The organism is Mammaliicoccus sciuri, from assembly GCF_002901825.1.
GTDB classification, from domain to species: domain Bacteria; phylum Bacillota; class Bacilli; order Staphylococcales; family Staphylococcaceae; genus Mammaliicoccus; species Mammaliicoccus sciuri.
Genome location: NZ_PPQD01000018.1, coordinates 72730 through 95714, shown reverse-complemented (window position 1 = coordinate 95714; position 22985 = coordinate 72730). Strand labels below are relative to the sequence as shown.

Here is a 22985-nt window from a genome sequence, read left to right as displayed (position 1 = left end):
AAAAATCATATTGAATTAAACAATAAGGTAACAAAGAGAAGAGAAGACGGCTTTTTCGATATTGAAAAAGATCAAGAAGCATTAGAAGTATACTTAGAAGAAATTGCAGAAAAAACAATTCAATTCAATGATCCTATTGAACGTTTACACTTTTTAGTTGAACAAGACTTTTATTATGACTTATTTAAAGAATACAGTGAGTCATCATTAAAAGAGATTAACCAGTTTGCAGATTCAATTCCTTTTCAATTTGCAAGTTACATGTCAGCTAGTAAGTTCTTCAAAGATTATGCTTTGAAGACTAATGATAAATCAGAATACCTTGAAACATATAAAGAACACGTTATTATTGTTTCTCTATATTTAGCTAAAGGTAATGTAGAACAAGCTAAACAATTTGTTGCAGGTATGATTGAACAACGTATCCAACCTGCAACACCAACATTCTTAAATGCTGGTAGAGCTAGACGTGGTGAGTTAGTAAGTTGTTTCCTATTAGAAGTTGATGATAGCTTAAATTCAATTAACTTTATAGATTCAACAGCTAAACAATTGAGTAAAATCGGTGGCGGTGTCGCAATCAACTTATCTAAATTGCGTGCACGTGGTGAAGCTATTAAAGGCATTAAAGGTGTCGCTAAGGGGGTATTACCAGTTGCTAAATCACTTGAAGGTGGCTTTAGTTATGCTGATCAACTTGGTCAAAGACCAGGTGCCGGTGCAGTATACTTAAACATCTTCCATTATGATGTATTAGAATTTTTAGATACTAAAAAAGTGAACGCAGATGAAGATATTAGATTATCTACTATTTCTACTGGTTTAATCGTGCCATCTAAATTCTTTGATTTAGCTAAAGAAGGTAAAGATTTCTATATGTTCGCTCCACATACTGTTGAACGCGAATATGGTGTGACGCTTGATGATATTAATCTTGATGAATATTATGACGAACTTGTAGCAAATCCTAATATCATTAAAAAAGCTAAAGATGCACGTGATATGTTAAATACAATTGCTCAAACGCAATTGCAATCAGGTTATCCTTATTTGATGTTTAAAGATAATGCGAATAAAGTACATCCTAACTCTAATATCGGACAAATTAAAATGAGTAACTTATGTACAGAAATATTCCAATTACAAGAAACGTCAATTATTAACGATTATGGAACTGAAGATGAAATCAAACGTGATATTTCTTGTAACTTAGGTTCATTAAATATTGTAAACGTGATGGAATCTAAGAAATTCCGTGATTCTGTACATATTGGTATGGATGCTTTAACAGTTGTATCTGATGATACAGACATTAAAAATGCACCAGGTGTAAGAAAAGCAAATAATGAATTACATTCTGTAGGTTTAGGTGTTATGAACTTACATGGTTTCTTAGCTAAAAATAAAATAGGTTATGAATCAGAGCAAGCTAAAGACTTCGCAAATGTCTTCTTTATGATGATGAATTACTATTCTATTGAACGTTCAATGGAAATTGCGAAAGAAAGACACGAAACATATGTAGATTTCGACAAATCTGATTACGCTTCAGGTAAATACTTTGAAAAATATATACAACAAGATATTAAACCTGAATATGATAATGTTGCAGCATTATTTGAAGGTTTCGATATTCCAACTGCTGAAGATTGGAAAGCATTAGCAGAAGCTGTTAAAGAAAATGGTTTATACCATGCATATAGGCTTGCTATTGCACCAACTCAAAGTATTTCATATGTACAAAATGCTACAAGTTCTGTTATGCCTATTGTCGATCAAATTGAAAGAAGAACATATGGTAATGCAGAAACATTTTACCCAATGCCATTCTTATCACCTGAAACAATGTGGTATTACAAATCAGCATTTAATACAGATCAAATGAAATTAATTGATTTAATTGCAACGATTCAAGAGCATGTGGACCAAGGTATTTCTACAATTTTATATGTAAATTCAGAGATTTCAACACGTGAACTTTCAAGATTATACGTATATGCTCACCATAAAGGCTTAAAATCACTTTACTATACACGAAATAAATTATTAAGCGTTGAAGAATGTACAAGTTGCGCAATTTAATCAAATTAATTAAGATAGGAGATCTAACATGAAGGCAGTAAACTGGAATACACAAGAAGATATGACGAATATGTTTTGGCGTCAAAACATCTCGCAAATGTGGGTTGAGTCAGAATTTAAAGTATCTAAAGATATAGCAAGTTGGGAAACATTAACAGAACCTGAAAGAAATGCTTTTAAAAAGGCGTTAGCTGGTCTTACTGGATTAGATACACATCAAGCTGATGATGGCATGCCTTTAATCATGATGCATACGAAAGACTTACGTAAAAAAGCAGTGTATTCATTTATGGGTATGATGGAACAAATACATGCGAAAAGTTATTCACATATATTCACGACACTATTACCATCTAGTGAAACAAATGAATTATTAGATAAGTGGGTTGTTGAAGAACCACACTTGAAATATAAATCAGAAATGATTGTAGGTAATTATCATAAATTATGGGGTAAAGAAGCTTCCATTTATGATCAATACATGGCAAGAGTATCAAGTGTGTTCTTAGAAACATTCTTATTCTACTCTGGTTTCTACTATCCATTATATTTAGCTGGACAAGGCCGTATGACAACTTCAGGAGAAATCATCCGTAAAATTTTACTAGATGAATCTATCCATGGTGTGTTTACAGGACTAGATGCACAAAGTTTAAAAAATGAATTATCACAAGATGAACAAATTAAAGCGGATAGAGAAATGTATCGTATGCTTGATTTACTATACAAAAATGAATACGAATATACAAAAACATTATATGATGAAATAGGATTAACAAATGATGTTATGAACTACGTAACATATAATGCAAATAAAGCATTAGCTAATTTAGGATTTGAACCATATTATGAAGAAAAAGCGTTCAACCCTATCATTGAAAATGCATTAAATACAAGTACTAAAAACCATGACTTCTTCAGTGTTAAAGGTGACGGTTATGTACTAGCATTAAATGTAGAAGCACTTAAAGATGAAGACTTCATCTTTGATGAAAAGTAAAATATTAAAAGAGTCTAGGACATACATTTTGTTCTAGGCTCTTTTTATTGTGTAATTAAAAAGTTAACATATTTTTCAATATTTATGGTAATTTATGTGATATTTATTGTTTATAATGAAGTTAATATATTGAAAGGTAGGTTATATTCATGAAAAGAATATTACTAGGGGTATTAACAGTATTAGTTATTTCTGTTCTAGCTGCATGTGGAAATGACAAGAAAGAGGATGAGCATCAACATTCAGAGCATAAGTCTTCTGATAAACCTCAAGCTTTAGAAGTGGCTTTAGATGTACCTAAAGAAGCTAAAAGAGGTGAAGAAGTAGAACTTTCTGCAAAAGTGACACTTGGTGATGAAAAAGTGAAAGATGCAGATGAGGTGATGTTTGAAATCGTTAAAGATGGGGACAAAAAATCTTCAGAAATGAAAAAAGTTAAAGAAAACAAAGATGGGGTATATACTTTAAAATATAAATTTAAAGATGCGGGTCAATATAATATAACAAGTCACGTTACTGCTAGAGATCAACATACAATGCCAAATAAAGATATTAATATAAAATAATTATAAAAGAGTGGTGGAATTTAATTCCATCACTCTTTTTTTTAAATGGCATTGCATTTCCCCATACTCTTCATTACAATAGAGATAATGATAATCGTTATCAACTAAAAAGAAGTAGGGTGTGAAATGGGAAAGTTTTTAATGCGTTTAGATGTTTTGATTATTTTATTAGTAATTGCAACGTTCTTCTCTATATTTATAGGTGTTTCAGAAGTAAAACCATTACATATATTAAATTTAACAGACGAACAGAAGAACATTTTAGTATCAAGTAGAATTCCGAGAACAGTCAGTATTATTATCTCAGGTAGCTCGTTAGCTATTTGTGGACTGATTATGCAACAGCTTACAAGAAATAAATTCGTTTCTCCAACAACTGCAGGGACAATGGATTGGGCCAGATTAGGTATATTAATTTCTCTTATCGCTTTTCCAGAAGCCAACATACTACTTAAATTATTATTTGCTACATTATTAAGTTTATTTGGAACAATGCTATTCATGCAAATTCTCCGTAGAATTCAATTTAAAGATGTTATTTTCATACCATTAGTTGGTATTATGCTCGGAAACATAGTGTCAAGTTTTTCTTCTTTTGTTGCATTACGTACAAATGCTGTACAAAGTATTGGTAATTTTATGCAAGGTAATTTCTCAATTATTACAAGCGGTAGATATGAAATTCTTTATATTAGTATTCCGTTATTGATTTTAGCATTTATATTTGCGAATCAATTTACGATTGCTGGTATGGGTAAAGATTTTAGTGTGAATTTAGGACTTAATTATCAAAAAGTCGTCAATATCGGACTGATCATTGCCTCAATCATTACGGCACTTGTTGTTGTAACAGTTGGTATGATGCCATTCTTAGGTTTAATTATTCCTAACTTAGTTTCAATATTCAGAGGAGATCATTTAAAAAATGCATTGCCACATACAGCTGTATTTGGTGCATTGTTTGTCATGATTTGTGATGTAATAGGTCGATTAATTATATTCCCTTATGAAATTACAATTGGTTTAACAATTGGTGTGATTGGTAGTTTCATATTTATAGTATTGCTGATGAAAGGACGTTCAAGAAATGCTCAATAAATTAACCCCTATACATAAATTAATCCTTTTATCTGTGTTAACGCTATTAATTGCAGCACTTTATTTACTTTATAACATTAATCCTAATATATTGGCGTATCAATTAACCGGACGTGTTAGAAAAGTTATTGCAATGCTATTAGTAGGTGGCAGTATTGCAGTTTCAACAGTTATTTTCCAAACAATCACGAATAATAGAATTTTAACACCATCCATCATTGGTTTAGATGCAGTCTATATGTTTATTAAAACGTCTTTAATATTTTTATTTGGTTCAACATCGACTGTCGTACTCAATAATCATCTTAACTTTTTGATTACATTGGTTGGTATGATTCTATTTAGTTTATTCTTATTCCAAATATTGTTTAGGTCTAAAGATCAAAATGTCTTCTTCATATTATTACTAGGTATTGTTTTTGGAACATTCTTCTCAAGTTTATCTAGTTTTATTGAAATGATGATAGATCCTGAAGAATTCTTATCTATACAAAGTGCAATGTTCGCAAGCTTTGGTGCAATAAATGAAGGTTTACTTACAATATCAGGCATTGTTTTATTAATTATGATATTCATTGCTTTTAAGATAAAGAACTACTTAGATGTATTGTCTTTAGGAAGAGACCAAGCTATTAACCTTGGTGTTAATTATACAAATGTGACGAGATGGTTAATGGTTATGGTTGCACTACTTGTCACAATTTCAACAGCACTCGTTGGACCCATTACATTTTTAGGTCTACTTGTCGTGAATTTAGCACATGAATTCATCAAAGAATTCGAACATAAATACATATTACCGGCTTCAATACTCATCAGTTGGATCAGCTTATTTTTAGGTCAATGGGTCGTGGAGCACTTGTTTGAAGGTAATACAGAAATTAGCATCATGATTAACTTTATAGGTGGCATTTACTTTATATTCTTAATTTTAAAGGAGCGTAATGTAGCATGATTAAAGTCGAAGGATTAACAAAAGCTTATCATCATCATAAAGTTGTTGATGAAGTAGATATAGAAATTGAAAAAGGGAAAATCACATCATTCATTGGTCCAAACGGGGCAGGTAAAAGTACGGTCTTAGCGATGGTCAGCCGCTTAATTGATAAAGATAACGGTAAAATCACGATAGACGATCAAGATATCGCTTCAATGAAAAGCAATGAACTTGCTAAGAAACTAGCAATTTTAAAACAAACTAATCATACAGAACTTAAAATTTCAGTAAGACAACTCGTGAGTTTCGGAAGATTTCCATATTCAAAAGGTAAATTAAAAAAAGAAGATCAAGATATGATTGATAAAGCGCTAGATTATTTAGGACTCACTGAAATTCAAGATAAATATTTAAGTGAGCTATCAGGTGGTCAAAGACAAAGAGCTTATATAGCGATGACGATAGCTCAAGATACAGAATACATTCTATTAGATGAACCATTGAACAATCTAGATATGAAACATTCTGTACAGATTATGAAAATCTTAAGAAGACTTGTGAAAGAAATGAACAAGACAATCGTAATCGTTATACATGATATTAATTTTGCTTCATGCTATTCAGATAGAATTATCGCGATCAAAGAAGGTAAAGTTGAAATCGCCGGTATTAAAAACGATGTTATTTGTGAGGAGGTATTACGTGACATTTATGACTTAGAAATTAAAATTCAAGAAATTAATGGTCAACGTATTTGTGTCTATTTTGATGATGAATACATCGAAGAAGAAGAAATTAAAACATTAGCTATATAGCAAAATTGATATCACATTGAAAGGAGTGATGTTTGTAGTTTGTTGGGCAATAGGGTTTTGGACGCATAATTTATCATAATATTTGAAGGAGAGACATCGATAATGAAAAAAGTTTTCAGTTTTATTTTAATTGCAGTTTTATCAGTTGTACTTGTAGCATGTGGAAGTAATTCAAGTAGTAAAGAAAAATCATCAAAAGGTGATACTAAGAGTGAGTCTAAAACAGTAGAAATCCAATCGAAATATCAAATTCGTGGTGAAAAGAAAGATGGCAGTGATTCAAAAACTGTAGAAGATAAAGTTAAAGTACCTGTTAACCCTAAAAAAGTTGTTGTATTAGACTACGGTGCTTTAGATACAATTGAAGCTTTAGGTGCTAAAGATGCAGTTAAAGGTGTACCAAAAGGTGAAGGTGGCGCATCATTACCAAAATTCTTAGATGCATTTAAAGGCGACGACATTGTAAACACTGGTTCAGTTAAAGAAGTAAACTATGATAAAGTAGCAGAAGTTCAACCAGACTTAATCTTATTCTCTGGTCGTACAGCTGGAACTGAAGTACAAGATGAATTGAAAAAAGCAGCACCAGATGCAGCACGTTTATATGTTGGTGCAGATGATAACAATTACTTAGAATCAGTAGAAGAAAACACAACTAACTTAGGTAAAATCTTCGACAAAGAAAGCAAAGCAAAAGAATTAAATGCTGATTTAGATAAAAAAGTGAAATCTGCTAAAGATAAAGCTAAAAAATCAGACGACAAAGCAATGTACTTATTAGTTAACGAAGGTGAATTATCTACATACGGTCCAGGTGCTAGATTTGGTAGCTTAATCTTTGATGTATTAGGTGTTACACCAGTAGATAAAGATATTAAAGCAAGCGGTCACGGACAACCAGTAAGTTATGAATATATCACTGAGAAAAACCCTGGAATCATCTATGCTATGGACAGAGGTCAAGCAATCGGTGGTAAATCAACTGCTAAGAAAGCATTATCAAATGACGTAATTAAAGATGTAGATGCAGTTAAGAACGACAAAGTTGTTAATGTAGATGCACAATTATGGTACTTAGCTTCAGGTGGCGTAAGAACAACTGAAAAACAAGTAGACGAAGTTATTAAAGGTTTAGAATAATAACATAAGAAAAGCATGGGACGTGGTGTCCCATGCTTTTTCTCTTATTCTAAAGGTTCTCCAATGATTCTAACTTCTCTTTTGAGTTCCACATCAAATTTCTCTTTAACGACTTTTTGAACGTGTTTAATGATGTTCTCATAGTCTGTAGCTGTTCCGTTATCAACATTAACGATAAATCCAGCATGTTTAGTAGAAACTTCTACACCACCTATTCTATGCCCTTGTAATTCAGCGTCTTGAATAAGTTTACCTGCGAAGTGATTTGGTGGTCTTTGGAACACGCTTCCGCATGAAGGGTATTCTAAAGGTTGTTTATCTTCACGACGTTGTGTAAGATCATCCATTGTTGCTTGAATAGATGTAATATCTCCATCTTGTAATTTAAAAGTTGCTTCTAGTACGACTAGGTGTTTACGTTGAACTATACTTGTACGATAGTCCAATTCTAAGTCTTCACCTTTAATGATATGTAACTGACCAGTATCATCTACTGCTTTAATATGGTCGATACAATCTTTGACTTCACCGCCATATGCACCAGCGTTCATATATACTGCGCCACCGACAGATCCAGGTATACCACAGGCAAATTCTAAACCAGTTAAATGGTGATCTCTAGCACGTCTTGAAACATCAATAATTGCTGCACCGCTTCCACATGTAATGGATTGATTTTTCACCGTTATTTGATTGAATTGTAATAAGCTTATAACAATTCCTCTTATACCACCATCACGGATGATAATATTAGAACCATTCCCCAAAAATGTAAGTGGAATTTGATTGTTATAAGCAAATTCTATTATCTTTTGTACTTCTGTATATGAAGTAGGTGATAAGTAGAAATCTGCATTGCCACCAGTTTTTGTGAAAGTGTATTTTTTAAGTGGCTCATTTACTTTTATAAGGGATTTTGGGAGAAAGTTAGAAAGCTCCTCCAAAATTGTATGATTCTCCAACGCACGACGTCCTTTCTGTATTATGCTCTCACATTATTATATCAAGATTTATCATCTTAAGCGAATGGGTTATTTTTTATGTTTTTGAACAAGTTGTTGAAACCATTTTTGTTTTTGAGCTTCGTAATCTTTTATACTATTTGCTTCAAGTAAAGTAGCTTTCTTAAAGGATTCAAATGTTTGTATGACATCTGTATCATTTGTTAAAAGTGACTCTACAGTTAAATAATCATATAACATTTGATTGTTTTGTTCAACAATATGTAAACGTGCTATTTGCTTTAAGCTTATCATGTCTTGGAATTGAGCCATCATGACTTTTTTATTGTAACCATTATGTAATCGATATATGCGATGATAATTGAGTCTTTTTTCATCGAGGCTTGTAACATCGTGAAGTGATTTTACCGTAACAAGTACATCTACGATAGGTTCTGTAACATATTGTGTTTGTTTCGTACCACCGATATGGAATACATCTATCACTGGCGTATCAAGCAAATGTATTAATAATTGTTGAATACTTTCAAAATTTAGTTTAAAATCATCTGATGATTGTAATTGAATAAAGGGTTGTGGAAGTTTAAGCATAATAGCTCCTTTCTAAAATCCATGCATGAATATACTATATAACATTTTCATTATCCATGAAATTATGTATAATACAAGTGAAACAGGGGTGCAATGATGAAAATTAAATTATTTTATTTAATGATATTTGTTCTTGTTTTAATTATTGCAGCTTGTGGTAACGAATTACATTCAGATCTTCAAAAGTATAAAAGGGAAATGAAACCTATTTATAAAAAAGAGAATTCAATTCTTAAAGATATAGATAAATTAAGATTAAATCAGTTAGATCAACTTATTGGTACTGAAGTAACGGTTGAAAAACGTAAAGAATTGAATGAACTTCAAGATAAAATCGAAAAGCAAATTATACCTGAAGTTAAAGATCTTAGTAAGCAAGCTCATAATATAAATGTAAGCACAAATGAGGTTCAAGATGCTCATGATATTTACATGAGTAATATAGAAAAGAAAGAAAAAACATTAGAAGAATTAAATGAGTACATTTCATTATTTAAACAATCCATCCAATCTAATGAGAAAATATTAGACTATACAGATGTATTTGAACAGAACAAATCTGATGCAGAGAAAAATGCTAAATTAGCTAAAAATAATCCTGATGATAAAGAAGATTATGATGCGCTTGTTTCTGTTATTGATAAGAATAGTGAAGAATTAAGTACGAAAGCTAAATATTTAAATGATACTCAAAACGTGCAAGATAGAGCGGACTATATTGAGAAAGATATTATCCCATTATTTTCTAAAAATATTAAATCACTGAATCAAACGAATATTTCATCAAAACGTGTTAATCAGATGAGACAAGCTCAAATAGAAGTGTATTATACTTTAATTAATTACTATAAAGAACGTAAAAAAGGTATTCTTATAGAAGATAAACTTCAAAAAGTCCAAGTACAAAATGGCGTAAGTTCTCAATTTAGTTACTTAGGTAAAGATGAAAAGTACAACAAAGCGATAGATAGATTAGATAAGTAAAACACACCAAATACATTGTTTTATGTAATCGGTGTGTTTTATTTTATTGCTTATCAATTGTATCTTTAGGGTTGTCTTTGTTGCGCTTTGATAAATATATATTTTTACCTATAAGTGAAATAAACCATATAGAAAATGCTATTACAAGAATATACGATAATGCAGGTTGGTTTTTAAAATCAAATAAAAATAAGACAGAAATAATAAGTAAACATGCATTGATCGTATCAATCATACCCCATCTTTTAATAAGTACGGGTGAAGTATTTTTGGACAAATTTCGCACCTCCTTAATATATATTAACAAGTATACCAAAATTGTCTTGTGGTTAATATTATAGATTGCGGGTAAAGATAATAAAGATAATTATTAAAAATAGAATTTGCCATATAAATGGATAAATGATATAGTGTTCAATTGTATTGGTTAAATTATGATAGAGGTGAATTAAAATGGTCGTGAAATTAACTTCCATCGATCAATTTGAAAAAGTACTCAATGATAATCCAAACGTATTTGTTATGAAACATAGCAGTACTTGTCCTATTTCAGCAAGTGCATATGATCAATTTAACAAATTCTTATATGAAAGAGATATGGATGGTTATTACTTAATTGTTCAAGAAGAAAGAGAATTGTCTGATTATATAGCCGATAAAACTGGAATCAAACATGAATCACCACAAGCATTTTACTTTGTTAATGGTAATGCTGAATGGGATGCAGATCATGAAAATATCACAGTCGCAAGTTTATCGAAAGCAGAAGAGTAAGTGAAACATATGCAAACAGTCTGATTGGACTGTTTGTTTTTTTGTTAATTGAAGTAAAAAACAGTATAATGAATTAAGATAAAAAGCATGAGGTGAAAATTATGAGAGTATTAGTTGCGATGGATGAGTTTGATAGTATTTTATCTAGTTACCATGCAAATCGATTTGTCGAAGAAGCAATAAAGTCTCAATTTAATGAAGCAGACATAGTACAAGTCCCATTATTTAATGGTCAAAGGGAAGTTATAGATTCAGTATTATTATGGCAATCTGGCACTAAATATTCAGTGGATCATCATGACGCATATATGAGACCAAAGTCGTCTTCATATGTTGTAACAGAGAAAGATATAATTGTCATTGAAGCGGGTAATGTTTTAACTTCAAGTGAGGATATTATTAAACCACTTGAAACGTCTTCATTTGGACTAGGAGAAGTGATTTTAGAAGCGCTGAATGAAGACAGTAATGAGATATTAATTTCAGTCGGTGATGTCGCAAGTTACGATGGTGGGCTTGGTATGTTACAAGCATTAGGTGCTAAATTCTTTGATGCTGAAGGTAGTTTTATAGATGTTAGCCAAGGTGCAAAACAGATTAAATATATAAGAACAATTGATTTATATGATTTAGATAAAAGGTTAAAAGATAAAAATATCAAAGTGATAACAGACTTTGAATCGAAGTATTATGGTAAGAATAGTCGTATCATGAAAGAGCAAGCAATCAATCAAATTGCTATTGAAGATGCTGTATCAATTGATAATGCTTTATGGTATATTAGTGAACTATTTAAGAGCCAACATAGAATCTTATTAGGTAAAGAAGAACGTGGTGGCTCAGGAAGTGGCTTAGCTGCCTTGTTTAATTGTCTATGGGACGCACAACTTGTTACAGGTGGAGATGTTGTAAATGAGCTTACTTATTTAGATAAGTTGATTGAACAAGCTGACTTAATCGTATTCGGTGAAGGTTTGAAACCTAATCAACAATTGCTAGAGACGACGTCTGTAAGAATTGCTGAACTTTGTAACAAATATCAAAAAGTCAATATTGCGATATGCGCAACAGATGAAAAGTTTGATCAATACTTGGAACAAGATGTAACAGCTATGTATAAAGTATTTAATAAAGATCAATATTCAATGAGTGATTTAGAATTAGGTATAGCTTTAAGACATTTAACAACACAATCGCTAAGATTATTAAAAGCTAATATATAAAAATAAGAGCCTGAGACACTGTATTTGTCTCAGGCTCTTATATGTTGTTTTAAGACTGTTGTTCAAATTCTGATACGATACCTACTATCGTATGTACAGCTTTTTCCATAACATCTATGGAAGCATACTCATACGGTCCGTGGAAGTTTGCGCCACCTGTAAATAAATTAGGTGTTGGTAATCCCATGAATGAGAGTTGTGAACCGTCTGTACCACCTCTAATAGGTTCAATAATAGGTGTCATACCTAATGATTCAATAACTTTTTCAGGTATGTTCACAAGTTCAGGTTGTGGCTTGATTTTTTCACCCATATTGTAATACTGATCTTTGATTGTTACAGTTATCAGTTCTTGATCATATTTATGATTTAATACTTTTGCGATATCTAATAAATGATTTTTTCTACGTTCGAACTGTGCTTTATCATGATCACGAATAATATATTGTAGCGTTGCTTTCTCAACAGTACCTGTCATGTCAGATAAATGATAGAAGCCCTCATAGCCTTCAGTATGTTCAGGTACTTCATCACTAGGCAATTGATCATTAAATGCCATTGCTAAAGTATTAGCATTAACCATTACATCCTTCGCTGAACCTGGATGTACGTTTACGCCGTTAACTTCAACGACTGCAGAAGCGGCATTAAAGCTTTCGTATTGTAATTCGCCTTCTAAGCTACCATCTAAAGTATAAGCAAAATCAGCGTTAAATCGTTCAACATCGAAATGATGTGGTCCTCTACCAATTTCTTCATCTGGTGTAAAGCTGAATCTAATCTTGCCGTGTTTAATTTCAGGATGTTCTAATAAGTAAATAATCGCTTCCATAATCTCAACGACACCGGCTTTATCATCAGCACCTAGTAAAGTTGTACCGTCTGTTGTCATTAATGTATGACCAATTACTTTTTCAAGTTGTGGGAAAGTCTTCGTGCTTAATACTTTGTCTGTATTACCTAATGTAATATTTTCTCCGTTATATTGTTCTACAATAACAGGATTAACATTTGATGCATGGTAATCTGGAGACGTATCAATATGTGCCAATAACCCTATAGTAGGTACATCCTTATCTGTATTTGACGGTAAAGTGGCCATTAAATACCCTTTATCGTCTACGTCAACTTCAAGATTTAATGCTTTAATTTCTTCTTCAAGCATATGGATTAAATCCCATTGCTTTTCAGTAGATGGTGTACTTTCACTTGCTGCATCAGCTTGTGTATCTACTTTTACATATCTTGTTAATCGATTAATTAGACGTTGTTTCAAATTGCTCGCTCCCTTTACATCTATTTACGTTATTTATTATACGCTTTTTTGTTTCTTAGAAGCAAAAGAATGCTTTGTTCTGACATAGATTTGGAAAATGATTTCAGAACATAAAATACCAAACGCGATTGCACCAGAAATGAGTGTCGCTTGTAGTGTTGTATTAATTGCAACATCATAATTGTTGATAACTAAGTTTTTAGTTGCATCATATGCTAAGCCTCCAGGAACGAGAGGGATAATACCGGCAACTATAAAGATAATCATTGGACGTTTGTAATAGCGACTCATAATATGACTCATTAACGCTAAGGCAAAGCTACCATAGAATGATGCTTGTACTTTATCGATGCCAAAGTCTAACGAAATGGTATAAATCATCCAGCCCATCGCACCAACAATACCACATGCTATTAATAGTCTCTTAGGTGCATTAAAAATGACAGAGAAAAACAACGTTGCGGTAAAACTTAACAAAATTTGATATATATAATCTAACATTTAAAGCACCTCCTTAACTAAGTAATAATACGATAGCAACACCAGCACCAATAGCAAATGCCGTAAGTGCCGCTTCTACACCTTTAGATATACCTGCAAGCAACTGTCCTGCCATTAAGTCTCTGATTGCATTTGTAATCAAGACACCTGGTACAAGTGGCATAACAGAAGCGATTGTAATTAAGCTTAAATTAACGCCTATAAAGAAATTCACACTAATCGTTGCGATTGTAGCAATAATTAATGAACTTATAAACTCTGTGAAGAATTTAATTCTAATCGTGTTATGGACAAGGGACATCGTTAAATATCCTACACCACCCGCAATGAATGAAGGGATGACTTCAGCTTGCTTACCACCAAACATAGGTAAAAAACAGGCTGATGCTATCGCTGCAGCTAATACTTTTAACCAAAATGGAAATTGTAATGAAGCATGATGTAAATGGATCAGCTCTGATTTAGCTTCATCTATCGTTAGTTCATTGTTAGCTATCTTACGTGATATTTGATTCGTTAAAGAAATCTTCTCTAAATCTGTTGTACGTTCATCTATTCTAATCAGACGTGTATTTGTTCTGTCATTAAGCGAGAATATAATCGCAGTAGATGTTACAAAGCTATGTGTATTTTCTAAGCCATAACTTGTAGCGATTCTTGCCATTGTATCTTCAACTCGATATGTTTCAGCGCCACTTTCTAAAAGTATGCGACCGGCAGTCATGACAACATCAATGATTTTATTTTCATCTATAATCGTGAAGTCTTGTATCTCTTCCATAGTAACCTCCAGTTTCGTATTGAATTTTATGTAAATAATCAAATTAAAAACGATTCAACAAAAAACATAGAATTGCTAGAGGCAATTCTATGTTCAGTTTATAACTTAATAATTGGATTGAACATTACTTTGTTTTGACCTTGTAATTTGGCTTCATGTAACATATCATCCGCATCTTTAAATACGCGGCGTTTAGATTTGTTATCTTGTTCACTTAAATAGCCTACACCAATTGAAACAGATAGCTTAATTGTTTCTTTGTTAGGTAAATGGAAAGTAGATTGTTGAACGCTATCTCTAATACTTTCAGCTAATTTAATAGCACTATCTAATGTTTCACCAACAAGAATAATAGAAAATTCTTCTCCGCCGTTACGAAAAGCTTTAACATCTTTAGGTAAATAGTTGATTAACAATTGCGACATTTGTTTTAAGACCGCGTCTCCAGCCTTATGAGAATACGCATCGTTCACGTCTTTAAATCCATCAATATCAATCAATAATAATGCCATAGATTGGTCTTGTTCAGTTATTTGTTCAGTCGTCTTATTTAAATAACGATCGAATTCTTTAACATTTCCTAAACCTGTTAAGTAATCAACGGATTCTTCATTTTCATATCTTGAAATTAAATTTTTCAAGATCCAAATGTCTCTATAAACACTTGCACTAATAATACTTAGGATAAAGGAAACTGGCACAAGAAACAACCATTCGTTGAGCCATGAATCAGGATTTAAAAAGATAAGCGTTATCGCAATAATCATAATGCTGATTAAATACAATAATTGAATACTCACGAAATCACTTTGTTTAAGAAAAGGACCTATCATCCCAACAACAATTGCAATAATCAGTAAATGGATATCATCTAAAAATGGTGTACCCATTACAAAAATGTCAAATAGTACAATAACTACGGCACTTAAAACAGAATAAAATAAATTAGTAAATCTTCCTAAGAAGAGAATAGGTATAAAACTTAAAGAGAATGCATAGTCATGATACTGTATAGGATTAGATATTAATAATATTGAAACACCTGTCATTAAGATGGTGATATAATTTTGTGAAAAAGTCACAGTTCTCGTTTCGCTATATTGTATTCGATGGTATAGATAAAATGCTGCAATAGTTACAGATATATTGAATATAATTGCTTGAATCATTTAATTTAACACCATCCTTCATTTAGTAAGCCATATGATATTGTAATCTATTAGATTGCTTTTGTCACGGTATAACAGGTTATTTTGTTAAAAAAGTTTCTTTTTTCACATGTTTGCTTATAAAGCTAGTTTAAACACAAAAATCTTTGATTTCAAAAATGTGGTATACTATTGTTTTTATAGCATGTAGAATGAAATTTTGATATTCTAGAAGTAATGTTTTAATCAAATTCGGTGCAATTACAAAATGAAGGTGACTCAATGTTTACTTTACAACTAATATTACTAACCATGATTGTAAGTTTAATACTAACACCTTTAGTTATCGTTCTTTCTATTAAAATTGGTGCAGTTGATATGCCAAACGTTAGAAAAGTTCATACTAAACCCGTATCAGTATTAGGTGGCTCAGTCATTTTAATATCTTTTCTCATCGGTTTATGGTGGGGAAAACCAGTAGAACATGAAACAATTCCTATTATACTAGGTGCGATTGTCATCTATATTATAGGTTTAGTGGATGATTTATATGATATGAAACCACTTGTTAAATTAGCAGGTCAAATTGCTGTATCTTTAATCGTCGTTTTTAACCACGTCACATTAGATTTTATTACATTACCATTTGGTGTTGTAATAGAGTTTGGAATCTTTAGTATTCCAATGACAATCTTCTGGGTTGTTGCAGTAATGAATGCAATCAACTTAATAGATGGTTTAGATGGATTAGCTTCAGGCATATCATGTATCGCTTTAGTAACAATAGGATTTATCGCAATATTACAGCAGAATATCTTTATCATGATGATTTGTAGTGTGTTAATAGGATCATTATTAGGTTTCTTAGTATTTAACTCACATCCTGCTAAAATATTCTTAGGTGACAGTGGGGCATTACTATTAGGTTATATTATCGGTGTGTTATCGCTATTAGGCTTTAAGAACATTACGTTAATATCGCTATTCTTCCCAATGGTTATACTTGCAGTACCATTTATCGATATGTTGTTCGCAGTAATACGTAGACTACATAATCGTCAATCTATCGTTCAAGCAGATAAATCGCATTTACACCATAGATTATTAGATTTAGGTTATACACATAGGCAAACTGTTATATTAATATATATGATTGCTATATTATTCAGCATATCAAGTGTCATCCTTTATTTATCACCACCATACGGCGTATTAATGATGTTTATTATGATATTAATAACAATAGAATTAATCGTAGAATTTACAGGACTCGTGAATGCAAATTACAGACCAATATTAAATTTATTAACAAGAACAAAGTATAAAAAAGAACGCTAATGTCGATTAGCGTTCTTCTTCTTTATTATATGGAAATGGTAGTGCGATTATATCTTGTCTGTTTAATTCGTACTTACCTTGGTTGACTTCGTTTAGGAAATCAATAAATGGTTCTTCTTCTGAGGCTATCACATGTATGGTGTAGGTAACTTTGTCTGTATAAGCAGTATCTACAAGTTGATAATCAGTTTGTTGTAATTCGTGCTCGAAGCGTCCTGTTTGATCATAGTCTAATGTTACTTCGAATGGTATTGCGTCTAATAAAACAATTCTGCCTACTTCTTTAATAACTTGGCTGACTGCACTTCCGTATGCGCGTATTAATCCACCTGCACCTAATTTAATACCACCAAAGTATCTTGTAACGACAACAACAACATTATGGAGTTGTTGTTTTTTTAATACTTCTAACATAGGCACGCCTGCTGTTCCTGATGGTTCACCATCATCATTTGCTTTTTGGATAAGCATTGTAGGACCGATAACATAGCTAGAGCAATTATGTGTTGCATCATGATGTTCTTTTTTCTTTTGTTGTATGAATGCTTTCGCTTCTTCTTCAGTTTCTGCAGGATGAATGCTCGCGATAAATCTCGATTTATTAATGACAATTTCAGTTTCATGTGGTGATTTGATTGTAATTAGTCCTTCTGCCATGTTAATACTTCTCCCTTTACATCGTAATCTGTTACGATTATTATATACTATTGAAATTAGTCGGGAAAGGATTGTATGAATTGAAGAATAAATTATTGATGTTGTGCTTAGTGTTGTCTATCGTGTTAGCTGCTTGTGGATCAAAAGAAGAAAAGCAAACGACGGACAAAGTGGATGATAGTCAAGGTGTACTATTAGATGAAAAAGGAAATCCAAAAGATACGATTCAAGTAAATAAAGATACTGAAAAAGCAGTCAAAGAAGCTATTGAAAAAAATAGAAAGTCTTTAAATGATGGTGATGTAGAAGCTTACATTAAAACAATCGACACAGATTCAAAACAACTAGACGTTAAAGAAGAAGAAAAAGTGTTAAAAGATACACTTAAAAGTTATAAATTCGATAAAAAAATATCCAATATTAAGTTTTTAGAACAGAAAAAAGATCAAGTTGTTGTATTCTATAATGTAGAAACGACAGCTCACCCTAAGAATGGCAGTAAAGATGAGAAAAAGACTTTTAACGAAGTTGTGACGCTTGTTAAAAAGGACGGCACATATAAATTTTCTAAAATGGCACAGGCAGCAATTTAGTTCATAAACTTCTTTTCAAATAACCAAGAATTAGATATGATGAGTATGGAAGAGAATCAAGGAGGATAACTTTATGAAGATTGCTGTTATAACAGATTCAACAGCATATTTAGATCAAGCATATATAGATAAATATAACATTAGAACGATTGCCTTAAATGTTATATTTGATGATGAAGTTTATAAAGAATTGTCAGAGATAAGTACAGAAGATTTCTATAAAAGAATGAGAAATGAAAAACAATTACCGACGACATCTCAACCAGCTATGGGTCAATATGTAGAATTACTTGAGAGTTTGAAAGACGAAGGATATACAGATGTGATTGCAGTTCACTTATCAAGTGGTATAAGTGGTACATATCAAACAGCTGTGACGTTAAACGATATGGTAGAAGGTATAAACGTTCATGCATTTGATTCTGAAATCTCTTGTTCAGTACAAGGTTTCTATGCTTTAAAAGCAGCTCAACTTATTGAACAAGGTATGACAGTTATTGATAACATTCTAGAACAATTAGAGAATATGAAACAAAATACAAATGCATATTTTATAGTAGATGATTTAAATAACTTGAAAAAAGGCGGTCGCTTAAATAGTGCACAAGCATTAGTCGGCACGATGTTACAAGTGAAACCATTACTACACTTCGTTGATACGAAAATTGTCCCTTACGATAAAGTGAGAACAAAGAAAAGAGCAATGAAACGTATTGAAGAACAATTAGCTCAAGAAGTTGAAGGTTCTAAAAACTTATCTATTGTTATTATTGAAGGAAACGATAAAGAAACTGCACTTTCCTGGAAAGCGCAAGTTGAAGAACAATTCCCTGATGCACAAATTATTATGAGTTATTTTGGACCAGTAATCGGAACGCATTTAGGAGAAGGTTCATTAGGTTTAGGATTCACAACGACCGAATTAGATTTAAGTATATAATATAACTACAGCACAAAAAGCTTCGGCTTTTTGTGCTTTTTTTATGGAGGTTAGAATGAAATTATACGGACGAATATGCCGAGATTTAAATGAAGTAACGACTGAAAAAGTTAAAGACAGTAAACCTGGCGTGTCTTTTATTCAAGGTAAATATATTTGTAATCAGTGTGGTAACAAAGATCAATCATTGTTTTATCAGTATTTTTGCCACCATTGCGAGCAAGAAACAACCTATTGTAGATATTGTATTGCACTTGGTAAAGTTCAAAGTTGTAAAGACATTTATTTCATTGAGAGCTTGCATGAAGCATCAGAATGTCATTATCAGTTGGATTTTGAATTGAGTGAACAGCAACAACTTGCATCCTCTAAAATTAAAGACGCTATTTTAAAGCAAGAACATTTATTATTCCATGCTGTGACAGGAGCAGGGAAGACAGAAATGATATTTGAAGGTATATCAAAAGCTCGAAAATCGGGTATGAATGTTGCAGTTGTTTCACCAAGAGTAGATGTCGTGAAAGAAGTTAACTTAAGACTGATGAACGCATTTAAAGAGGAGCAAATTGATTTAATGTATGAAGGTCAGTTCGCGCAGTTTAATAGTTCATTTGTCGTATCGACAGTTCATCAACTTATGCGCTATGATGGACATTTTAATGTGGTCATTGTTGATGAAGTAGATGCATTTCCGTTAGAAATGGATAATCAACTGATGCATACCATTCGAAAAGCTTCTTCAGTGCAATCTAGTCATATTTATTTAACAGCGACGCCTAACAAGCAACTCCTTTCTAAATTTAATCATAATCAGATTATCAAACTCCCCGCAAGATATCATAAACACCCATTACCAGTTCCAGAATTTCAATTTAATATCATTAAAGAAAATAAACTCAATCAGAAGTTACTTACGTTTCTTAAATCCCAAATAGAACAAAATAGAAAAATATTTGTCTTCTTTCATAATATTCATTATATGGAACAAATATTTAAAGTGTTTCAATGTTACTTTTCAAAAATTGAATATGTATCTAGTCATGATGTGATGAGGCATGAAAAGGTGACGCGTTTAAGAAATGATGAAATAGACATTATGTTTACGACGACAATATTAGAAAGAGGCGTTACGTTAGAAAAATTAGATGTCGTCATCGTGCATACAGAGAAGTTTACAAGTAGTGCCATCATTCAAATTGCAGGACGTGTTGGTCGAAAATTATCTTGTCCGACTGGCAAGGTATTGTGTTATCACGAAGGTATCACACGAAATATGATACAAGCGAAACGTGAAATTATAGAAATGAATGATTTAGCACGCGAGAAAGGATGGTTAATTTGAATAAATGTTTAATTTGTCAAAATAATATAAATGAAGTAATCGATTTGTTAAATCTATTTTCAAAGCAATCTATAATATGTGAGCAATGTGCAAATCAATTAACATTTAATCATCAAACAAGACGATGCAAAAAATGCTTAAAAATAATGTCTGAAGAAGAGGATGCTTGTTTAGATTGCCAGTGGCTTTCGAATAAGTATCCATTGATTAATCAACTTTATACGCTTTATGACTATGATGGTCTTGTCAAAGCGCTTATACAACAATATAAGTTAAATGGAGATGTTGCGCTCAATCAAGTATTTCAATTACCACTTAAATTATTTAAGCGATATGATTACGTTATTCCGGCACCCATTCATCCTAATAAGTTAGAGCAGCGTACATTTGATCATGTAACAACAGTGTTGGATAATCATAAAATTAAATATATACAAGTTTTTGAAACTGAAGAAAGGAAAAAGCAATCTGAATTAACTAAAATTGAAAGGTCATCTCAGCATAATCCATTTAAAATAAATAAAGATATAGACTTTGAAAATAAGAGAATATTACTCGTAGATGATATTTATACAACAGGGTTAACAATGCATCGATTAGCGGAACTTTTATTTATTAGAAAAATCAGAAAAATAGATGCCTTAACATTTGCAAGAGCGGTAAATAATGATAAAATATAAGTAGGAAGAAACACAAGAGAAATTGAGCGTTAAAGGAGTCGGTGTTTTATGATCAGATTTGAAATTCATGGGGAAAACATCACAGTGACTGATCCGATAAGAAATTATATTGAGGACAAAGTAAGTAAACTAGAAAGATATTTTACTAATGTCCCAGAGGCGATAGCCCACGTTAAAATCAAAACTTATCAGGATTCTAGAAGTAAAATTGAAGTAACTATTCCGTTGAAAGATGTTACTTTGAGAGCTGAAGAAAGACATGAAGATTTATATGCTGGAATCGACTTAATAACTAACAAACTCGAAAGACAAGTACGTAAGTACAAAACTAAGGTTAATAGAAAGTATCGCGATAAAGGGCGAGATAAAGATGTCTTTGCAGTAAGTGCAGATTCAGCTGCTCCTGAAGAAGTTGAAGAGAATGATAGCGATAATGAAATTGAAATCATTCGTTCTAAGCAATTTGCATTGAAACCAATGGATTCTGAAGAAGCAGTATTACAAATGAACTTACTAGGACATGATTTTTACATCTTTACTGATGCAGAAACAGATGAAACAAGCATCGTTTATAAACGTAAAGATGGTAAATATGGATTAATTGAAACTTCAATACAATAAAAATCATTCACACGAACTGGTGCAGAATTTCTGCACCAGTTTCTTTGGCTATTGATAGCTTTTCATGTACAGAGGTGGTAATCTTAAATAGTGTAAAAAGAGATATAAACGTGTTATGATATATTGTTGTAAGATTACTAGTTTTCTAGTTGAAGGAGAGAACAAAATGGGTTTTTTATCAAAAATAGCTGATGGTAACAAACGAGTTGTTAAATCACTCGGAAAATTAGCAGACCAAGTCATCAATTTAGAAGATGAAATTGCTAAATTAACAGATGATCAATTAAGAGAGAAAACAGAACAATTCAAAAAAGAATTGTCAGAAATAGAAGATTATAAAAAGCAAGAAAAATATTTAGACAAAATTTTACCTGAAGCATATGCAATCGTAAGAGAAGCATCTACTAGGGTATTTAATATGACACCATTTAAAGTACAAATAATGGGTGGTATTGCCATTCATCGTGGTGATATTTCAGAAATGAAAACTGGTGAAGGTAAAACATTAACAGCAACAATGCCAGTTTATTTAAATGCGTTAACAGGTAGAGGCGTTCATGTTGTTACAGTCAATGAATATCTATCAAGTTCACAAAGTGAAGAAATGGCGCAATTATATAATTTCTTAGGTTTATCAGTTGGACTTAATTTGAATTCAATGGATACGGATCAAAAACGTGAAGCATATGCAGCGGACATCACGTATAGTACAAACAATGAACTTGGATTTGATTATTTAAGAGACAACATGGTTACGTATAAAAAAGACCGTGTTATGAGACCTCTTAATTTTGCCATCATTGATGAGGTTGACTCAATTTTAATTGACGAAGCGAGAACACCACTTATCATTTCTGGTGAAGCAGAAAAATCAACTACTTTATATACACAAGCCAACGTATTTGTAAAAATGCTTAAAGGTGAAGATGACTTTAG

25 protein-coding genes are annotated in these 22985 nt (G+C 31.8%); 17 read left to right on the top strand and 8 right to left on the bottom strand.

Features of this window, described 5'->3' with window-relative positions; translation table 11 throughout:
* The 7 genes from nrdE to CD035_RS04920 form a co-directional block, all read left to right on the top strand.
* Nucleotides 1-2082: class 1b ribonucleoside-diphosphate reductase subunit alpha (nrdE, locus tag CD035_RS04950; protein ID WP_229412518.1), on the top strand; the 2082-nt coding region annotated here is incomplete at its 5' end.
* 28 nt (nucleotides 2083-2110) lie between these two features.
* Nucleotides 2111-3082 carry a class 1b ribonucleoside-diphosphate reductase subunit beta gene (gene nrdF, locus CD035_RS04945; protein WP_048539937.1) on the top strand — a complete coding sequence of 324 codons (972 nt, stop codon included), beginning with the start codon at nucleotides 2111-2113 and terminating at the stop codon, nucleotides 3080-3082.
* Between the two features lie 149 nt (nucleotides 3083-3231).
* Nucleotides 3232-3648 (top strand): FixH family protein, encoded by a 417-nt coding sequence (locus CD035_RS04940; RefSeq protein WP_048539936.1) that lies wholly within the window; start codon nucleotides 3232-3234, stop codon nucleotides 3646-3648.
* A gap of 126 nt (nucleotides 3649-3774) precedes the next feature.
* Nucleotides 3775-4746 carry an ABC transporter permease gene (locus tag CD035_RS04935; RefSeq protein ID WP_025905417.1) on the top strand — a complete coding sequence of 324 codons (972 nt, stop codon included), beginning with the start codon at nucleotides 3775-3777 and terminating at the stop codon, nucleotides 4744-4746.
* The gene (locus CD035_RS04930) at nucleotides 4736-5701 is read left to right on the top strand and encodes an iron chelate uptake ABC transporter family permease subunit (protein ID WP_048539935.1); all 966 of its coding nucleotides are present in this window, start codon (nucleotides 4736-4738) and stop codon (nucleotides 5699-5701) included. The genes CD035_RS04935 and CD035_RS04930 overlap by 11 nt, the downstream gene beginning before the upstream one ends.
* Nucleotides 5698-6498: an iron ABC transporter ATP-binding protein gene (locus CD035_RS04925; protein WP_048539934.1), complete on the top strand. Its 801-nt coding sequence runs from the start codon at nucleotides 5698-5700 to the stop codon at nucleotides 6496-6498. The genes CD035_RS04930 and CD035_RS04925 overlap by 4 nt, the downstream gene beginning before the upstream one ends.
* Nucleotides 6499-6600: 102 nt before the next feature.
* On the top strand, nucleotides 6601-7638 hold the full coding sequence (locus CD035_RS04920; protein ID WP_048539933.1) for a ferrated catecholamine ABC transporter substrate-binding lipoprotein SstD: 1038 nt from the start codon (nucleotides 6601-6603) through the stop codon (nucleotides 7636-7638).
* A gap of 44 nt (nucleotides 7639-7682) precedes the next feature.
* On the opposite strand, the gene murB is transcribed toward CD035_RS04920, so the two are convergent.
* Together murB and CD035_RS04910 are read right to left on the bottom strand one after the other, a co-directional pair.
* Complete coding sequence (gene murB / locus CD035_RS04915) at nucleotides 7683-8600, bottom strand: UDP-N-acetylmuramate dehydrogenase (protein ID WP_048539932.1); 918 nt, start codon at nucleotides 8598-8600, stop codon at nucleotides 7683-7685.
* A gap of 69 nt (nucleotides 8601-8669) precedes the next feature.
* Nucleotides 8670-9191: a GrpB family protein gene (locus CD035_RS04910; protein ID WP_048539931.1), complete on the bottom strand. Its 522-nt coding sequence runs from the start codon at nucleotides 9189-9191 to the stop codon at nucleotides 8670-8672.
* A gap of 96 nt (nucleotides 9192-9287) precedes the next feature.
* Between CD035_RS04910 and CD035_RS04905 the strand changes: the two genes are divergently transcribed.
* Nucleotides 9288-10175 (top strand): EMYY motif lipoprotein, encoded by an 888-nt coding sequence (locus CD035_RS04905; protein WP_048539930.1) that lies wholly within the window; start codon nucleotides 9288-9290, stop codon nucleotides 10173-10175.
* 43 nt (nucleotides 10176-10218) lie between these two features.
* On the opposite strand, the gene CD035_RS04900 is transcribed toward CD035_RS04905, so the two are convergent.
* Complete coding sequence (locus CD035_RS04900; RefSeq protein WP_227531834.1) at nucleotides 10219-10461, bottom strand: hypothetical protein; 243 nt, start codon at nucleotides 10459-10461, stop codon at nucleotides 10219-10221.
* Between the two features lie 167 nt (nucleotides 10462-10628).
* On the opposite strand from CD035_RS04900, the gene ytxJ reads away from it, so the two are divergent.
* Together ytxJ and CD035_RS04890 are read left to right on the top strand one after the other, a co-directional pair.
* Nucleotides 10629-10949: a bacillithiol system redox-active protein YtxJ gene (gene ytxJ, locus CD035_RS04895; RefSeq protein ID WP_025905425.1), complete on the top strand. Its 321-nt coding sequence runs from the start codon at nucleotides 10629-10631 to the stop codon at nucleotides 10947-10949.
* Nucleotides 10950-11050: 101 nt separating this feature from the next.
* Complete coding sequence (locus tag CD035_RS04890) at nucleotides 11051-12172, top strand: glycerate kinase (protein WP_048539928.1); 1122 nt, start codon at nucleotides 11051-11053, stop codon at nucleotides 12170-12172.
* Nucleotides 12173-12221: 49 nt separating this feature from the next.
* Here CD035_RS04890 and pepT read toward each other — a convergent pair whose 3' ends face one another.
* The 4 genes from pepT to gdpS all read right to left on the bottom strand — a co-directional run bounded on the left by pepT (nucleotide 12222) and on the right by gdpS (nucleotide 15899).
* Nucleotides 12222-13448 (bottom strand): peptidase T, encoded by a 1227-nt coding sequence (gene pepT / locus CD035_RS04885; RefSeq protein WP_048539927.1) that lies wholly within the window; start codon nucleotides 13446-13448, stop codon nucleotides 12222-12224.
* A 36-nt stretch (nucleotides 13449-13484) separates the two neighbouring features.
* Nucleotides 13485-13949, bottom strand: a complete 465-nt coding sequence (locus tag CD035_RS04880; protein WP_048539926.1) for a threonine/serine exporter family protein — start codon at nucleotides 13947-13949, stop codon at nucleotides 13485-13487.
* Between the two features lie 13 nt (nucleotides 13950-13962).
* Nucleotides 13963-14730 (bottom strand): threonine/serine exporter family protein, encoded by a 768-nt coding sequence (locus CD035_RS04875; RefSeq protein ID WP_037588735.1) that lies wholly within the window; start codon nucleotides 14728-14730, stop codon nucleotides 13963-13965.
* 98 nt (nucleotides 14731-14828) lie between these two features.
* The gene (gene gdpS / locus CD035_RS04870; RefSeq protein WP_048539925.1) at nucleotides 14829-15899 is read right to left on the bottom strand and encodes a GGDEF domain-containing protein GdpS; all 1071 of its coding nucleotides are present in this window, start codon (nucleotides 15897-15899) and stop codon (nucleotides 14829-14831) included.
* Between the two features lie 261 nt (nucleotides 15900-16160).
* On the opposite strand from gdpS, the gene CD035_RS04865 reads away from it, so the two are divergent.
* Nucleotides 16161-17216 (top strand): glycosyltransferase family 4 protein, encoded by a 1056-nt coding sequence (locus CD035_RS04865; RefSeq protein ID WP_025905431.1) that lies wholly within the window; start codon nucleotides 16161-16163, stop codon nucleotides 17214-17216.
* 6 nt (nucleotides 17217-17222) lie between these two features.
* Here the strand turns inward: CD035_RS04865 and CD035_RS04860 are convergent, their stop codons facing one another.
* Nucleotides 17223-17873 (bottom strand): YigZ family protein, encoded by a 651-nt coding sequence (locus CD035_RS04860; RefSeq protein ID WP_048539924.1) that lies wholly within the window; start codon nucleotides 17871-17873, stop codon nucleotides 17223-17225.
* A gap of 80 nt (nucleotides 17874-17953) precedes the next feature.
* Here CD035_RS04860 and CD035_RS04855 point away from each other — a divergent pair, with 80 nt between their 5' ends.
* From CD035_RS04855 to CD035_RS14130, 6 genes are all read left to right on the top strand, one after another.
* Entirely contained in the window at nucleotides 17954-18466 is a 513-nt protein-coding gene (locus CD035_RS04855) for a hypothetical protein (RefSeq protein ID WP_048539923.1), read from the top strand.
* Nucleotides 18467-18539: 73 nt separating this feature from the next.
* Entirely contained in the window at nucleotides 18540-19406 is an 867-nt protein-coding gene (gene fakB1, locus CD035_RS04850) for a fatty acid kinase binding subunit FakB1 (protein ID WP_048539922.1), read from the top strand.
* A gap of 55 nt (nucleotides 19407-19461) precedes the next feature.
* The gene (locus CD035_RS04845; RefSeq protein ID WP_162198882.1) at nucleotides 19462-20748 is read left to right on the top strand and encodes a DEAD/DEAH box helicase family protein; all 1287 of its coding nucleotides are present in this window, start codon (nucleotides 19462-19464) and stop codon (nucleotides 20746-20748) included.
* The gene (locus CD035_RS04840) at nucleotides 20745-21428 is read left to right on the top strand and encodes a ComF family protein (protein WP_048539921.1); all 684 of its coding nucleotides are present in this window, start codon (nucleotides 20745-20747) and stop codon (nucleotides 21426-21428) included. Before CD035_RS04845 ends, CD035_RS04840 begins: the two co-directional genes overlap by 4 nt.
* Before the next feature lie 48 nt (nucleotides 21429-21476).
* Nucleotides 21477-22049, top strand: coding sequence for a ribosome hibernation-promoting factor, HPF/YfiA family (gene hpf, locus CD035_RS04835; RefSeq protein ID WP_025904523.1), 573 nt, complete (start codon nucleotides 21477-21479; stop codon nucleotides 22047-22049).
* Between the two features lie 166 nt (nucleotides 22050-22215).
* On the top strand, nucleotides 22216-22985 hold a 770-nt coding region (locus tag CD035_RS14130), incomplete at its 3' end, for a DEAD/DEAH box helicase (RefSeq protein ID WP_229412517.1).